13 protein-coding genes and 1 pseudogene are annotated in these 15526 nt (G+C 74.1%); 6 read left to right on the top strand and 8 right to left on the bottom strand.

The window, feature by feature from the left end:
* The first annotated feature begins 109 nt into the window (after nucleotides 1-109).
* Nucleotides 110-916, top strand: a complete 807-nt coding sequence (locus R2S09_RS04505) for an SGNH/GDSL hydrolase family protein (protein WP_316739885.1) — start codon at nucleotides 110-112, stop codon at nucleotides 914-916.
* Here the strand turns inward: R2S09_RS04505 and R2S09_RS04500 are convergent.
* The 4 genes from R2S09_RS04500 to R2S09_RS04485 form a co-directional block, all read right to left on the bottom strand.
* Entirely contained in the window at nucleotides 886-1185 is a 300-nt protein-coding gene (locus R2S09_RS04500) for an Arc family DNA-binding protein (protein WP_316739883.1), read from the bottom strand. The genes R2S09_RS04505 and R2S09_RS04500 overlap by 31 nt on opposite strands.
* Nucleotides 1186-1252: 67 nt before the next feature.
* Nucleotides 1253-2740 (bottom strand): nickel transporter, encoded by a 1488-nt coding sequence (locus R2S09_RS04495; RefSeq protein WP_316739882.1) that lies wholly within the window; start codon nucleotides 2738-2740, stop codon nucleotides 1253-1255.
* A complete protein-coding gene (locus tag R2S09_RS04490; RefSeq protein ID WP_316739880.1) occupies nucleotides 2737-4266 on the bottom strand; it encodes a tetratricopeptide repeat protein in 1530 nt (509 codons plus the stop codon). Before R2S09_RS04490 ends, R2S09_RS04495 begins: the two co-directional genes overlap by 4 nt.
* A 104-nt stretch (nucleotides 4267-4370) precedes the next feature.
* Complete coding sequence (locus R2S09_RS04485; RefSeq protein ID WP_316739878.1) at nucleotides 4371-5912, bottom strand: DUF4331 domain-containing protein; 1542 nt, start codon at nucleotides 5910-5912, stop codon at nucleotides 4371-4373.
* 205 nt (nucleotides 5913-6117) lie between these two features.
* Here R2S09_RS04485 and R2S09_RS04480 point away from each other — a divergent pair, with 205 nt between their 5' ends.
* The 3 genes from R2S09_RS04480 (at nucleotide 6118) to R2S09_RS04470 (ending at nucleotide 7905) form a co-directional block, all read left to right on the top strand.
* Nucleotides 6118-6660 carry a sigma-70 family RNA polymerase sigma factor gene (locus R2S09_RS04480; protein ID WP_306190814.1) on the top strand — a complete coding sequence of 181 codons (543 nt, stop codon included), beginning with the start codon at nucleotides 6118-6120 and terminating at the stop codon, nucleotides 6658-6660.
* The gene (locus R2S09_RS04475; protein WP_316739876.1) at nucleotides 6657-7523 is read left to right on the top strand and encodes an anti-sigma factor; all 867 of its coding nucleotides are present in this window, start codon (nucleotides 6657-6659) and stop codon (nucleotides 7521-7523) included. The genes R2S09_RS04480 and R2S09_RS04475 overlap by 4 nt, the downstream gene beginning before the upstream one ends.
* Before the next feature lie 115 nt (nucleotides 7524-7638).
* A complete protein-coding gene (locus R2S09_RS04470) occupies nucleotides 7639-7905 on the top strand; it encodes a hypothetical protein (RefSeq protein ID WP_030178883.1) in 267 nt (88 codons plus the stop codon).
* Nucleotides 7906-8006: 101 nt separating this feature from the next.
* Here the strand turns inward: R2S09_RS04470 and R2S09_RS04465 are convergent, their stop codons facing one another.
* From R2S09_RS04465 to hmgA, 4 genes are all read right to left on the bottom strand, one after another.
* Nucleotides 8007-9203: a CaiB/BaiF CoA-transferase family protein gene (locus tag R2S09_RS04465; RefSeq protein WP_306190812.1), complete on the bottom strand. Its 1197-nt coding sequence runs from the start codon at nucleotides 9201-9203 to the stop codon at nucleotides 8007-8009.
* A 448-nt stretch (nucleotides 9204-9651) separates the two neighbouring features.
* Complete coding sequence (locus R2S09_RS04460) at nucleotides 9652-10827, bottom strand: type ISP restriction/modification enzyme (RefSeq protein ID WP_306190811.1); 1176 nt, start codon at nucleotides 10825-10827, stop codon at nucleotides 9652-9654.
* 43 nt (nucleotides 10828-10870) lie between these two features.
* Nucleotides 10871-11620, bottom strand: coding sequence for a GntR family transcriptional regulator (locus tag R2S09_RS04455; protein WP_306190810.1), 750 nt, complete (start codon nucleotides 11618-11620; stop codon nucleotides 10871-10873).
* A gap of 26 nt (nucleotides 11621-11646) precedes the next feature.
* The gene (gene hmgA / locus R2S09_RS04450) at nucleotides 11647-12993 is read right to left on the bottom strand and encodes a homogentisate 1,2-dioxygenase (RefSeq protein ID WP_316739871.1); all 1347 of its coding nucleotides are present in this window, start codon (nucleotides 12991-12993) and stop codon (nucleotides 11647-11649) included.
* A gap of 155 nt (nucleotides 12994-13148) precedes the next feature.
* Between hmgA and R2S09_RS04445 the strand changes: the two are divergent.
* Together R2S09_RS04445 and R2S09_RS04440 are read left to right on the top strand one after the other, a co-directional pair.
* Nucleotides 13149-13658, top strand: a pseudogene (locus R2S09_RS04445) (hypothetical protein); the annotation flags it as partial.
* Nucleotides 13659-14825: 1167 nt separating this feature from the next.
* A complete protein-coding gene (locus R2S09_RS04440) occupies nucleotides 14826-15503 on the top strand; it encodes a TetR/AcrR family transcriptional regulator (RefSeq protein WP_316739870.1) in 678 nt (225 codons plus the stop codon).
* The last annotated feature ends 23 nt before the right edge of the window (nucleotides 15504-15526 follow it).

The raw sequence follows: 15526 nt of genomic DNA, 5'->3' as shown, positions 1-15526 counted from the left end.
CACCTCCGGGTTGGTTGAGGGTCGGAAACGGTCTTGGCATGGACACTTCCAGTCAACACGCGTAGCTGCTACCACGGTTGAAGCAGAGATCCTGCTAAAGGGAGGTTCCATGAGACGATCCCGAATTGCCGCATACGTCGGCTCCCTCCTCCTCACCGTCGGGCTGGCCCTCACCGGGGCGGCCTCCGCGCAGGCGTCCGAACAGGCCTTCAGCGGCGGTTACGTGGCCCTCGGCGACTCCTACTCCTCCGGAGTCGGAGCCGGCAGCTACATCAGCTCCAGTGGCGACTGCGACCGCAGCACGAAGGCGTACCCCTACCTCTGGAACGCCGCCCATTCACCCTCGTCGTTCGCCTTCACCGCCTGCTCGGGCGCCCGAACGGATGATGTTCTGGCGAACCAGCTCGGCCCGCTCGGCTCCGCCACGTCCCTCGTCTCGATCACCATCGGCGGCAACGACGCCGGGTTCTCCGACGTCATGACGACGTGCGTGCTCCAGTCCGACAGCAGCTGCCTGTCCCGCATCGACACCGCCAAGGCCTACGTCGACACGACGCTGCCCGGCAAGCTCGACAACCTCTACTCCGTGATCCGCGGCAAGGCGCCGAAGGCCCACGTGGTCGTGATCGGCTACCCCCGCTTCTACCTGCTCGGACAGCTCTGCCTCGGTCTCTCCGAGACCAAGCGCTCCGCCATCAACGACGCGGCCGACCACCTCGACGCCGCCATCGCCAAGGTCGCCGCGAACCACGGCTTCACCTTCGGCGACGTCCGCACCACCTTCAGCGGCCACGAGATCTGCTCCGGCAGCTCCTGGCTGCACAGCGTCAACTGGCTCAACATCGGCGAGTCCTACCACCCGACGGCCTCCGGCCAGTCGGGCGGCTACCTGCCGGTGCTCACCAACGCGGCCTGAGCCCTCACGGCGACGCCGAAGGAGAAGGGGAGGCCCCGCCCGCCGGGGTCTCCGTCCCTCACGGCCGGGGTGAATGTCCGCTCCGCAGTGGCGGGGTGGGGGGGAGCTGAATCACTGCCAGGGCGGTCCGGCGTCCGGGGTGCGACGGTGACGAGGCCGACCTCGAGCAGGTGCGGCAGCTCGGAGTTGAGGGACCGCCGGTCGGCAGTGGCCTGAGTGGTCAGCCGTTCATGCAGGTCTGCGGGGATGCGCAACGTGAACTTGATCACGTGAACCTCGACCCGCCCGGGTGGGAATCCACCTCTTTCAAGAGGGCGAGGACGTCAAAGAAGCAGCTCAGCCGAGCGCGGATGCCGCCCCCCTGAACACCAGTGCGGCACCCAGGGCCACGACGACCAGCGCGGAGGTCAAGGGCATGGTCCGGCGCACCAGGGCCGTCACCGGGTGGGTGGTCCACCGCGGGCCCCTGTCCATCACCCGGGTCACTCCGCTGCCCAGCCTGACGACGGCGAACCCGGCGGCGGTCAGGGTGAGCGCGAGCCCCGCGCCGTACGCGACGACGAGCAGCAGTCCGAACCAGGCCTTCCCGAGCGCCGCCGCGCCGACCAGGACGACCACGGCGGAGGGGCTGGGCACGAGCCCTCCGGCGAATCCCAGCAGGATCGTGCCGCGCAGGGTGGGAGCGGTGGGGTGGGTGTGGGTGACCCCACCATGGGTGTGCTCCACGGCGTGCGGGTGACCGCTGTGACGGTGGTCGTGGTGACGGTGCGGGCGGTGGGTGCGCCCGTGCGCGCGGTGGCGCCAGGCTCGTCGTGCGAGGCTCGCGCCCGCGAGGATCACCAGGGCGCCGCTCGCCGTGCCCAGCCAGGCGATCACGGAGGGCGTCGCCGCCGAGCCGGCGGTGACGAGCAGCCCCAGGGCGACCACGCCCAGGGTGTGGGTGACCGTCACCGAGGCGGCCAGCGGCAGCACATCCTTCAGGCGGGCCCGGCCGCCGCGGGCGGCCGCCGTGGCGGCCATCAGGGTCTTGCCGTGGCCGGGCGCGAGGGCGTGCGCCGCACCCAGTCCGATCGCGACGACCAGCGCGAGGGCGGCGAAGCCGAGAGTGAGGTCGTGGCGGGCGACGAGGCCGTCCAGGGCGCGGGTCCAGCGGTCGGCGCCGCGGGGCAGCACGGAGGCGGCGGGGGCGGCCCGGCGCTCCTCGGTGAGGGCGGGGCCACCGGGGCGCACACGCAGGGACGCGGTGGCGGTGTCGGCCGGTGACGAGAGCAACTCCTTGGGGTAAACCGTGAGTTCGTGCGAGACGGACTCCTTCGGCACGTCCGTGGCGGTGAGCGTCATCCGGTCGCCGCGTGCGGTGATCTCCCGCCAGCCCGGACCGGAGGACGCGCCCGCGCCGTGGAAGCGCAGCACCACGGTGTCGCCGTCGGGCAGCGGGGCGGTGAACCGGCACTCCACGCGAAGGGTGCTCAGCCCGGCCTGCCCGGGACGCGTGAGCGCGTGGCTGTCGCGGACGGACAGGCCGGTCGTGCGCCCGTCGACGGTGAGCCCGCTCCCCTCGGCGGCCGAGGCGCACCGCCGCCGGGCCCACTCGGACATGCCGAGCCGCTCGATGCCGGGCCGGGCCTGGGTGGCCGGGATCTCCGCGAGGTCCTCGACATGGTCGACGCGCAACTGCCCCGGGGCGGCCACGAGTCCGTCGTAGCGGTTGACGGTGAAGTTGCCGAGGGGGTGCGCCACGGCGTTCGCGGCGGGGACGAGCACGAGCGCGCAGGCGGCCGTGAGCACGGCGGCGGCGCCGGCGAGCGGTCGGCGGAGCGTCACTTCGCGGCCTCCAGTGCCGTGCGGGCCTGCCTCGCGCCCAGGGGCGAGAAGCCGGGGTTCAGCTTCAGGGCCGCCGTGAGCAGGGCGCGGCCCTGCTCACGGCGGCCGGTGGCGAGCTCGATCGTGCCGCGGTGGTAGAGGAAGGACGCGTCGCGGTATCCGGTGGCCGTGGCCCGGCGGGCGTACGGGAGCGCCTCCCGGTCCCTGCCGCCCACGTGCAGGGCCCAGGCGAGGGCGTCCGCCGTGTGCACGGTGTGGCGCCGGGCCCACTCGGCGCGGGCCGCGCGCAGCGCGTCGCTCTTGTTCCCGTGGTCGGCCGCGGCGAGCGCGGTGTCGAGATCGGCGTCGACGCCGTTGGCCCGCGCGAGGGCGGTCCAGGCGTCGACCAGGGCGTACTGGTCACGGGCCTTCGCCCGGTCGCCCTCCGCGCCACGCGCCTCGTACAACTCGCCGAGCACGACGAGGGGACCGGGCAGCGGGTAGCGGGAGACGACGCGTTCCATGCCCTTCACGGCGCCGGCCAGGTCGCCGCTCGCGGCCTGCGCGCGGGCGCGGCCCTCCAGGGCGGGGAGATAGGTGTCGTCGGCGGCCAGCGCGCGGCCGTAGCGGGTCAGCGCGGTCTTGTAGTCGCCCTGGTTCCAGGCGAGCCGGCCGAGCTGGGAGGCGACGTACGCCACGTCGCCGGGCGAGGTCGCGCTCGACAGCGCCCGCTCCAGGACGCGCCGGGCGGCGCCGACCTCCCCGCGCAGCTCGTGGACGTAGGCGTACCGCGTGAAGACCGGCACCCCGGGACGCCGGGTGTCGGCGGTGTCGGCGGCCTTCGACGCCTCGTCGTACCGGCCCAGTTCGACCAGGGCGTCGATACGGGAGGACAGGGCGCGTTCGCTGTACGGGTTCCGTTCCAGGGCCCGGTCCGCGTAGGTCAGGGCGCCCTTGAAGTCGTGCCGGGCGGCGGCCAGCGCGGCGCGGCCGGCCAGGGCCTGGTCGTCGTCCGGGGCCAGCCGGAGCGCGTGCTCGAGCGCCTGCTCCGCCTGCGGGTACCGGGACGGGTCCCCCTTGGTCCGCGCCTGCTCCACGTAGGCCAGCCCCAGGGTGGCCCAGCCGCCGACGTCGCGCGGCTGCGAGCGGAGATGGGCCTGGAGGGCGGCGACGCTCGCGTCGAGGTTCCCGCCGCTCAGCGGGGCCGGGGAGACGGTACCGGTCGCGGCCGCGGCCGCGGGCGCCCCGTCCCGCGCGGCCCCGGCCGCGATGGCCCCGCCGGTGAGGGCGACGGCCAGCAGGGCCGCACAACCGGTGAGCCGGGCGGCCCGCCATCGGCGCCCGGCGGCGCCGAGCCGGCGCACCGCGGCGACGCGCTCGTCGGGCTCCGGGGCGTCGTGCTCGTCGGGCCCCGGGGTGTCGTGCCCGTCGGGCTTCGGGCCGTCGTGCCCCACGTCCGAGGGTGCCGGACCGGTCTGCGGCAGACCGGCCTCGTCCGTGTCCGCCGGGTGCCCGGTGGGCTCGTTGTCGTTCGTACGCGGGGACATGCCCTCTCCTCGGTCGCTGGGTGGTGGTCGCGTGGGGCGGCGCGGCCCGCGCCGTGGGGGACGGGAGGTACGGGCCGCGCCGGTCGGTGGGGTGCGGTCGCGGGTCAGTACGGGCGCTGCATCCGGCGGCGCCACCACGCGAGGGCGGTGCCGATCAGCAGGATCCCGGCCGCGCCCGAGGCCGCCGAGGCGGCGATCAGGACCGTGTCGCCGGAGCCGCCGGCCGGCGAGCCGGCAGGCTTCAGCGCGTCGCCGATCTGGCTGCGCACGTCCGCGCCGCCGGTCGTGCCCTTGGCGAGCGGACCGCGCGAACCGGACGTCGGTTCGGCGACGTACGGGAAGGACTTCTCGAACTTCTTGTCGTTCTCGTCGACCGCGTCGCCCAGGTCGTTCTTGGCGCCGACCAGTTCACCCTCGACCACCTGGAGGGAGGCGTCGATCACGTCGTCCGTGAGGCGACGGCCGTTCGGGAAGCCCGCGTTGTCGCCGTCCAGGACACCCAGCCGCTTCGGGTGCATGCTCGGCTTGATCGAGGTGTTCAGGCGCAGCTCCTCGGCCGGACGCACGTTCGGCGGCTGGTTGAGGCCCTTGACGCCCTTCAGGAACACGTCGACCAGGTCGTTGCGCGGCTCGGCCGGTGCCTTGATCTTGTAGATCGCCTCGATGAGCTTGGGCAGCTCGGGGTTGGTGACGTTCTTCAGGAACTGCGCGTCGTTCCAGGGCGAGGACGCGTTGAACCTGTCCTTGTCCTTCTGCGGGTTCACGACCTCGTTGACCAGCGGGTTGCCCAGGCGTGAGACCTGCGTGTAGTAGCCCCGCGCGTTCCGGCGCTGGGTCGTGGACCAGATGCCGACGACCGGCTGCTGCGCCGACTCGCGGATCAGGTCGTTCGGCACCTGGAGGGCGATCGTGTTGACGTTGTAGCCCTTGAGCGTGTCGTTGCCGACCTCGGAGAGGTTCCCGCCGTACAGCAGGTCGAAGACCCGCAGGTCCAGGAAGAAGGGGTCGTCCGCCTGACCGGCGAAGGTCTGGGCACCGCCCGCCGTCCTGTGCACGGCCTGGGAGCGCAGCTTGGCGTAGTCCGGCATCGACGCCTTGCCGACGTTGGACGGCGCGACCGGCACGTCGTCCGCCAGCTTCGTCCTCGACACCACGTGCTGGTTCTTCAGCCGGATCAGATCGATGTCGTACGTCTGCGTGATGTTGAGGTCGGGGTCGTCGAGGCTGGTCACCGGGCCCGTGTTGTAGAGGAAGGTGTTCCCGTTCTTCCGGTGCGTCCGGAAGGTGTAGCGGAAGAGCAGCTCGCCCTGCGCGTCACCGTTGCTGTCGATGTGGATGTCGTACTGCGCGTCGTCCGCGAACGTGTAGAAGTTCGGCCCGCCGGCCGGCTCCTCGAAGGGGATCCAGTTCGCCACGATCGTCGTGGTGTCGGGCTTGTCCGGGCTCACGAACGCGTACACGTCCGTGTTGTCGTACTGCGGGGTCCCCGAGATCAGCGGGGCCTCCCGGTGGGAGGAGGCGGAGGCCGCCCCCGGTTCCAGCGTGGCCACGCCGGCGGCTGCGAGCCCCCCGGCGGCCAGCGCACCACAGATGAGGGTGACGAGGCCCTTGCGCCCCGCACCGCTCCTGGAGATAAGAGGTGTCATGCCGTCCGTCCTCGGTGCCAACTTGCCTGACACCCGGGATTCGGAGACGGCGGCGGGGCGGATTGGTCGAGGGGGAGTTTTCTTTTTCCGCCTGCCCGACCCGCGTTTCGGGGCCGTCGATCCGTAACTCCGTCGGGAGGTGCGTTCCTTGCGAGTGCCGGATGTGACGGGACGGCCGGGATGCGGCCGGGGAGAGGGGGACCGGGTGGAGGCGGACGAACTTCTGGTGCTCGTGGCGGACGGTGACCAGAAGGCATTCGAGGAGCTGTACGGGCTGGTGTCCGCGCCCGTGTACGGGCTGGTGCGGCGCGTGGTCCGCGACCGGGCGCAGTCGGAGGAGGTGACCCAGGAGGTGCTGCTCGAACTGTGGCGCTCCGCCGCGAGGTTCGACCCCGCGCGCGGCAGCGCCCTGTCCTGGGTCCTCACCCTCGCCCACCGCCGCGCCGTCGACCGGGTGCGCAGCGCCCGCGCCGCCGGCGAGCGCGAGCAGCGCGAGGCGCTGCGCGCCGGGCTCCCGGCCTTCGACCAGGTCACCGAGGAGGTCGAGGCCGGCCTGGAACGCGAGTGGGTACGCCGCTGCCTGGACCGCCTCACCGCCCTGCAGCGCCAGTCCGTCACCCTGGCCTACTACGACGGCTACACCTACCGTGAAGTGGCCGAGCGGCTCTCCTTGCCGCTGGGCACCGTCAAGACCCGTATGCGCGACGGACTGACCCGGCTGCGCCAGTGCCTGGGAGGTGTCGCGTGAGCCTTCTCGACCGCCTCCTGCGCCGCGAGGACCTGCACTCCCTGGCCGCGCCCTACGCCCTCGACGCGCTGGAGCGGGCCGAGCGCATCCGCTTCGAGCGGCACCTGGCGCGCTGCGCGCGCTGCGCCGCCGAGGTGCGGGCACTGTCCGAGGACGCCGTGCGGCTGGCCTGGTCCGCCGCGGCCCCGCCGCCCCCGGCGCTGCGCGACCGGGTGCTGGCCGCCGTACGCGGCACCCCGCAGGACCCCGCACCCGCCGGACGGGACGTCCCGGGCGCCGGACGCAACACCCGGCGCGAGCCGGCTCCCGCCCGTGGGCGCACCCCCCAACTGCCGCCGCACGTCTGGGGCACCGAGCCGCCGCCCGCACGCACCCGTGCGCCGCGGCCGCGCCCCCTGTTCGTCCCGTTCGCCACGGCGACCGCCGCCGCGGCCCTCGTCGTCGCCGCCCTCTTCGCGGTCCAGGCGGAACGGACCCGGGACCAGCTGGACGCCCAGCGGGACCGGGCGCGTGAGATCGCCCACGTTCTGGGCGCCCCCGACGCACGCGCCACCACCGGCCACGACGCCCGGGGGCGCGGAATCGGAGTGATCGCATCCGCCGCCGAGGGCCGGGCCGTCGTCACCCTGAGCGGATACTCCTCGCCGCCCCCGGGCCGGGTACGCCAGCTGTGGCTCATGCGCCCCGGCGCACAGCCGCGATCCCTCGGGCTCTTCGCGGGTGACACGCCCTTGGTCGCCTCCGGTCTCGACCGGTCCGCGGCATCACTCGCCGTGACCGTCGAACCCGACGGTGGATCAGCTCGGCCCACTGGCCAGCCCATTGTCCAACTCGCCTTGAAATCGGTCGGATTCGGAGAGTAGCCGTCAACACCCTTACGGGGAAGGTGAATCCTGTGACCGTGATACACGCATGCCCGGATGGGGCGATAGGGTTACTCTGCCTGGGCCGGGTGGACTCGTACGGGTGGGGAGTGACATGGAGCAGATAACAGTGCGCAGCAGGGCCAGGGTCCCTGCGATCACCTGCGGGAGCAGTGCGACCAGCTCGCGCCTCGACCGCCATCTGGCGGTGCTGGGCGGCCCCGCCGTCCCTCAGCGCGAGGCGGCCGAGGCGACGTCGCTGATGCGCGAGCTGATCGCGCGTGACGCGCACGACCGCACGGGCAGGGGCGACCGGATGCGCCGGGTTTCGCTGTTCGCGCCGCTGCGCCGGCTGCGCCGCTCGCTGTTCGGCGGCCGCTGAGCACGGCCGGCGTCCCGCACGGCCCACGACCGTCGTCCCCTGACGGCCGAGGGCGCCACCGGTGTCCCCGGAACCGCTCACCCGCTCACCAGGCCCCGCGCTCAGGCCACCACACCGTCCCGGCGCAGCGCTGCGATCTCGTCCTCCGCCATCCCCACGGCTCGCAGCAGCATCCCGGTGTGCTGTCCGAGCGCGGGCACCTCTCCCATGCGCGGCTCGGCCCCGCCCGGCAGGGTGATCGGGGGCAGCAGCGCCCTGAGCGGCCCGACGGGCGTCCCCACCTCCCGCCACCGCGCCCGCGCCGCCAGCTGCGGATGCTCCGCCACCTCGTGCACGTCCCGCAGCCGCGCACACGCGATGCCGGCGCCCTCCAGCCGCGCCAGCGCCTCGTCGGCGTCCAGCGCCCCCAGGGCCTTCGCGACCAGTGCGTCGGTACGCTCACGGTTCGCGACCCGGGCCGCATTGGTGGCGAACGCCGGATCCGTCCCCAGCCCGGGCTGGTCCAGGACCCGTTCGGCCAGCCGCCGCCACTCCCGGTCGTTCTGCACCGACAGCAGCACCCGCCCGCCGTCGGCCGTCCCGTAGGCGTCGTAGGGGGCGATGACGGCGTGCGCGAGACCGGTGCGCGCCGGGGCGGCCCCGCCGTGCATCGCATGGTGCATCGGATGCCCCATCCACTCCGCGAGGGCCTCCAGCATCGACACCTCGACCGGCCCGCCGCGCCCGGTCGTGGCGCGCCGCAGCAGGGCCGCCAGGACGCCCGAGAAGGCGTACATGGCCGCCGCGATGTCCGCCGCCGGGATGCCCGCCTTCACCGGCTGCTCCGGCGTCCCGGTCACCGACACCAGCCCCGCCTCGCACTGCACGAGCATGTCGTACGCCCCCTTGCCGGCGTACGGGCCGGCGGAGCCGTACCCCGAGATGTCGACGGCGACCAGCCGCGGGTGCGCGGCGCACAGCGTGGCCGCGTCCAGGCCGAGCCGGGCCGCCGCGCCATGGGCGAGGTTCTGCACGAACACGTCCGCGTCCGCCACCAGCCGCCGCACCACGGCCAGCCCCCGCGGGTCCTTGAGGTCCACCGCTATGGACTCCTTGCCCCGGTTGCACCACACGAAGTGGGAGGCGAGCCCCCCGGCGGCGGTGTCGTAGCCGCGGGCGAAGTCGCCGCCGTCGATCCGCTCCACCTTGACGACCCGCGCGCCGAGGTCGGCGAGCTGCCGGGTCGCGAACGGCGCCGAGACAGCCTGCTCGACGGCGACGACGGTGATGCCCTCCAGGGGCAGGGGAAGCTGGTCCATGACGTGGATCATGACCCGCCGGCGCCTGCCTTGTCAGCACCGCCGCCCACTCGGCGCCCGCGGAGCGCGGGCCGCCGCGCGGCGAGGGCCGCGCGCCGCGGTCGGCACCGCGCACCAGGCGCGGGTTCCGGCGACGGGGTGGGCCACGGGTCGGACGCGCCGATCCGGGCCGGGACCGAGCGGGCGGGCCGGGACCGAGCGGGCGGGTCGGGGCCGAGCGGGCGGGGCGGGGCCGAAGCCGGGCGTACCCCCCGGCCGGCGTAGCGGCGCCCGCCGTGCGGAGCGCCGGCGCCACCGGGCCGGACACGGTGAGCGGACGCCGGAAGCGTGCGCGTGCCGACGACGTTCGCGTGCTGCCATGGCGGCCCCGGCCGGTCGGGTGCGGTGCGGGGCGGTGGGTCGGGGGGCGGACGCGTCGGCGTGCCGCGGGTGACTGACCCGGCGGGGCTCAGAGGAGGGCGAACTGGCCCTCCGGGCCCTCCTCGTGGTGGTCGAGGACGGAGGCCGGTCGGCGGGCCGTGCCCGGGACCGGCAGGACCCCCGCCGACCGCAGCTCGGCCGCGGTGACCGGGTCCGTGACGGTCAGCGCCTCCCGCCGGGGCCGCAGTTCGGCCAGCAGCGCCAGGACGGTGATCAGCTCCAGCAGTTCCGAGGTCCACGCCTGCGGCCAGGCCCCCGGGCGGATCGCCGCGAGCGTGCCCGCCTCGCCCTCCGCGGTCCGGGCCGCGAACCACTGCTCCAGGACCCGGACCGAGCCGGACTCGAAGTCCCAGGCCTGAGGAGGCACCGGCGCGATCCGCCCCTCGTCGAGGTGGAGGGCCTCCTCGTCGCGGTCGTAGTGGAGGGTGAGCGGGCGGGCCGGCAGCGGCGCGCGGACGTAGGGGCGCCGACCGCCGGGCAGCTTGGGCCGCTCGCCGTCGCGGAGCATCAGCCAGAGCATCCGGCGGCCCGCCTCCACGCCCTCCGCCCAGAGCCCCGCGTCCCCGGTGAGCGGGACGGCGAGACCGTCCGGCCCGGGACGCGCCGCCGCCAGGATCCAGGCGAGCACGTCCAGCGGGTCCGGGGCGCTCCCCAGGCGCGCGGCCAGATGCTCCGGCAGGCCGGGAGCCAGGTTGGGTTCCTCGCCGCCGGGGCGGCGGTAGAGGGGACGGACGCGGCCCGGCCGGAGCAGCGGCAGCAGGGACGTCGCCAGCAGCGGCGGCTCCGGGGCGCCCGCGGCGGCGGCCGTCTCCACCGTGAAGACCTGCCGGGCGTCCGCCACCCGCCACAACTCGGGGCGGGCCGCGTCGATCAGCCGGTGGTCGGGGATCAGCCACTGCTCGTCGAAGGGGGCCGCCAGCACCCGTACCGGCTCCGGGCACGGCCCCGAGGCGCGGACCAGCTTCTCCGTGCCGCCGGCCCCGCCCGGCAGCTGCCCGACCGCCGTGTGCGGTGTGCGCGCACGCGTCGGTTCGAACAACGCCTCGCGATCGGGGCCCTCGGCCTTGAGCAGCGCGTCCCAACGGGCCCTCAGACAGGCCGGGTCGGGGGCCGTCGGCCACCCCCGGCCGAGCCGCGGCGGTGCGACGGACCACGGCATGAGGTCCGCGAGCAGCGGAGCGTCGTCGAGCGTCACGCCGGGCATCGTACGACGGCGCAGGGACCCCGGGGGGCCGTGCCCGGGTGGCTCAGGTGGCATCCAGCGTCACCGTGAAGGAGAAGCGGTCGCCGCGGTAGTGGATGACCGCCACGTCCAGGGGGCGTCCCGCCGTGTCGTAGGTGATGCCCGTGTAGTGCAGGATCGGGCTGAGCAGGGGCACGTCGAGCAGGCGTGCCGTCTCGGGGTCGGCCAGCCGTGCCTCCACCGTGTCCGTGATCCGGCTGATGCCCGCGCCCACCACGTCCCGCAGCACCTTCGTCATGGGCCAGCGCGCCAGGTCGTCCGGTGATATGCGCGCGGCCAGCTCCGGGCGGACGTAGTTGCGGGCGTGGTTGGTCGGCTCACCGCTCTTCTCGTCGCTGCGCAGCCGGTGGTATGTCGCCACCTCCTCCAGATCCGGGAAGAACTCGGCGAGTTCGGCGGGTACGGGCGCCGCGCCGTGGTCCAGCAGCTCGGTCGCCATCCCCGACTGCTGGGCCACGATCGCGTCCACCGAGCCCAGCAGCCGGACCGGGGAACTCCGGGTGGCCGCGGGCTCGATGAACGTGCCGCGCCGCCGGTGACGGGTGATCAGCCCCTCGTCCTCCAGCTCCTTCAGCGCCTGCCGCATGGTCAGGACGCTCACCCCGTAGTGCCCCGCCAGTTGCTCCTCGGTGGGCAGCCGCAGCGGGTCACGGGGCGAGCGGCCGAGGATCGAGGCGCGCAGCGACTGCGACACCTGGTACCACAGCGGCAGCTTGCGGTTCAGGACGATCGAATCCGGAGCGAAGGAGGTCACGGGCCATCCGTACCTGGCGGGAATCGTCAGTGCAAGGGGCGGCGGAAGTGCCCCTCCAGCCCCTGCCAGACGTCGTCGTAGCGCTGTTGCAGGTGCTCGGCGCGCATCGCGTGCGGCGTGAGCGTCACCGGCGAGCGCGTCTCGAACATGAACGCCAGCCCGTCGTCGATCTTCTGCGGCTTCAGCTCGGCCGCGCTCGCCCGGTCGAAGGTCTCCCGGTCCGGGCCGTGCGCCGACATCATGTTGTGCAGCGATCCGCCGCCCGGCACGAAGCCCTCGGACTTGGCGTCGTACGCGCCCTCGATCAGGCCCATGTACTCGCTCATCACGTTCCGGTGGAAGTACGGCGGCCGGAAGGTGTCCTCGCCCACCAGCCAGCGCGGCGCGAAGACGACGAAGTCCACGCCCGCCAGGCCGGGTGTGTCGGAGGGCGAGGTCAGCACCGTGAAGATCGACGGGTCCGGGTGGTCGTAGGAGATCGTCCCGATCACGTTGAAGCGGCGCAGGTCGTAGACGTACGGCACATGGTTGCCGTGCCAGGCGACGACGTCGAGCGGGGAGTGGTCGTAGGTCGCCGTCCAGAGGTTGCCGCAGAACTTGTTCACCACCTCCACCGGGCCCTCGACGTCCTCGTAGGCGGCGACGGGCGCACGGAAGTCACGGGCGTTGGCCAGCCCGTTGGCGCCGATGGGGCCGAGGTCGGGCAGGCGGAAGGGGGCGCCGTAGTTCTCGCAGACGTATCCCCGGGCGGTCGGGCTCTGCCCGCCATCGGACTCAGTGTCCAGGAGCTCGACGCGGAAGCGCACCCCGCGCGGGATCAGCGCCGCATGGCCCGGCTCGGCGTGCAGCAGCCCGAACTCCGTGCGCAGCAGCAGCCCGCCGCGCTCCGGCACGATCAGCAGCTCGCCGTCCGCGTCGCTGAAGACGCGCTCCATCGAGCGGTTGGCGTGGTACAGGTGCACGGCCATGCCGGTGCGCTGGGTGGCGTCGCCGTTGCCGCCGAGGGTCCACAGGCCGGCCAGGAAGTCCGTGTCCGGCCCGGGCTCCGGCAGCGGGTTCCAGCGCAGCCGGTTGGGGTCGGGCACCGCCTGCGTGAAGGGCGCCGTGCGCAGCGAGCCGTTGCCGGTGCGGGTGAACGCGGGGTGCGCGGCGGAGGGGCGGATGCGGTACAGCCACGAGCGGCGGTTGTGCGTCCTCGGCTCGGTGAACGCCGTGCCGCTGAGCTGCTCCGCGTACAGCCCGAGGGGGGCGCGCTGCGGGGAGTTGCGGCCCTCGGGCAGGGCGCCGGGCACCGCCTCCGAGCTGTGCTCGTTGCCGAAGCCGTGGAGATAGGTCAGTCCTTCGGCGATCTTGCGTGCGTCCCCGCTGCTCATCGTCGCTCCCTTGCGCACAAGCTCTGATTCCTATGCATCACCGTAGGATTGCGTTTTCCCGTGCGCAAGAGGGCCTGAAGACCTCCTTCCGGGAGGGGCGAGAACCAGACCTGAGGGGGATCCGGCCGACGGAGGGCTGCTCTACGCTCCGCACCATGACGTCGTGGACGCGCCGGTCTCTCGCTGCGCTCGCGGTCTGTGTCCTGTTGCTCGCCGGGTCGGCGGGCTGCGGTGGGAACGGTGCGCGGGGGAGTGCACAGGGGGAATCGCCCACACCCGTGGGCAAACTCATCGACCACACGGACGAGGTGGGGCGGCCCTACCGTGAGGTGGACAGGAAGGCCGCGCCCGAGGTGGGCGTCGAGGTGCGGCCCGACGCGGGCGGCAGCTGGGACGTGCGGCTGACCGTCCGCCGCTTCCGCTTCTCGCCGGCCGGCACCGCGGCGCGGGCCACGGTCGGCCGGGGCGTGGCCCACGTGCTGGTGGACGGCCGGCTCGTCGGCCGTCTGCGCGCCCCCGAGTTCCGTCTCTCCGCCCGCCTGGTCCCGCACGGCACCCACCACGTCACCGCCCGGCTGTACGCCGACGACGGCACGGTATGGGCGGTCGGCGGCAAGCCGGTCCAGAGCACCGCCGACATAACGGCCTCACCCCCGACCCCCACGACACCGGCCCCAACACCAGCCCTGCCCGACGCCCCCTGCCCTTCCGGCCCGTCGAGCGCGGGGAGCGTGGCGGGCCGGGCGGGCAGTGTCGGCACGGCAGTTGCGGTGGGCCGGACAGGCAGTGTCGGCACGGCGAGCGTCGTGGGCCGCGCGGGCAGCACGGGCACGGCGGGCGTGGTGGGCCTGGCGGGCGGTGTCGGCACGGCGAGCGTCGTGGGCCGCGCGGGCAGCACGGGCACGGTGGGCGCGGTGGGCCTGGCGGGCGGTGTCGGTACGGCGAGTGTGGTGGGCCGCGCGGGCAGCACCGGCACGGCGGGTGACGGGCGTCCGGTGGGCGGCATCGGTACCGCGATCGTGGCGAGTGCGGCGGACGGGGCGGGCACCGCCTCCAACGCATCGGCGCCCGGCCTCCCCTGTCCGACCGGTACCGCGAGCGTGGCGAGGGCGGCGGGTCCGGTGGGCGCGGCCGGGATCGATCGCGCCGCCGACGGGGTTCGTGCCGTCGGCTCCGCCGTTCCGGCCGCGGTGAGCGACGCCACGGCCGCCACCGCGAGCCCCGGGAGCGGTGACATGAGGGGGTTGGCAGCTACTCGCTGGGGAGCGTGCACGGGGGTGGTTTAGCTCGATCGTGTGATGGTCGGCCTGCGGGCTTGCGGCGCCCTGGGCCGTACGGACTACGGTGATCAAGCGATCTGGGACGCCGGGTGCGGTGCCGGCGTGCGGGGCCCCGCTTCACCGGAGCGATGGTTCGGGGCCTCCCCGTCGCCTCTGGCCGTACGCACATGGCCAGGTCGTGAGGGAGCCGGCCTCTCGGGATCGGACCACGGACAGGATCCGTGTCGCCACCCCGGGGTCGAGTACGCCGGGGACCTGGGGGTACCTCCCACGCCGTTCAGGCAGTGGGGGAGCGCCCAAGACCGTTCGGGGCGTGCGGCTGAGCGGGCTCACTCCTGCTCAGTCCACAGGAACGGTCCGCGGTCACCACCACGACCGCCGCCGACGCGCTCTCCGGCACCCGCGGGGTCACCACCACGGCGCCCCGCGCGCTGGGTGGCGGGTGCGCGTCGGACGGCCCCGGTGCCCGGGTGGCGGCATCGGGATGCGCCGGACGGGCTCGGGGCCCGGTGGGGGAGGGCGCGCTTCACCGGATCGGCGTGGAGCGGCATCATGACGTCCGTGCACCACGCGACCTCGCTCCGCCGCGCACCCGTGCAGCGGCGCAGCGCCGAACGGCTGACCAGGATCCTCGACGCCTGCGCCGATCTCCTCGACGAGGTCGGCTACGACGCCCTGAGTACGCGTGCCGTCGCCCTGCGCGCCGGCGTGCCCATCGGCTCCGTCTACCGCTTCTTCGGCAACAAGCGCGCGATGGCCGACGCGCTTGCCCAGCGCAACCTCGAGCGGTACACCGAGCGCGTCAAGGAGCGTCTGAAGCAGCGCCTGGAGGAGAGGGCCACCGGGACGGCCGAGGGACCGGCGGCAGGGTCGGCCGACGACTCCGCCGGCGGCGGCTGGCGCGTGGCCATGGACGCCGTGCTCGACGAGTACCTGGAGATGAAGCGGACCGCCCCCGGCTTCTCCCTCGTCGACTTCGGCAACCAGATTCCCCTCGGCGCCCGCCACGCGGGGCCCAACCACCGCGTCGCCGACCGCCTCATCCACCTGCTCTCCGGCCACCTGCGCCGCGAACCGGACGACGACCTGCGCCGCGTCTTCCTGGTGGCCGTCGAAACCGCCGACACCCTCGTCCAACTCGCCTTCCGCGTCGATCCGCAGGGCGACGAGAAGATCATCGAGGAGGCACGGGAGCTGCTGCGGGCGTACCTGGGCCGTGTGCTGGACTGAAATCCGGGGCTCCCCAGCGGGCA

It is taken from the genome of Streptomyces sp. MK7, from assembly GCF_032658145.1.
Taxonomy (GTDB): Bacteria; Actinomycetota; Actinomycetes; order Streptomycetales; family Streptomycetaceae; genus Streptomyces; species Streptomyces spiralis.
This window is presented reverse-complemented; position numbering and strand designations above follow the sequence as displayed.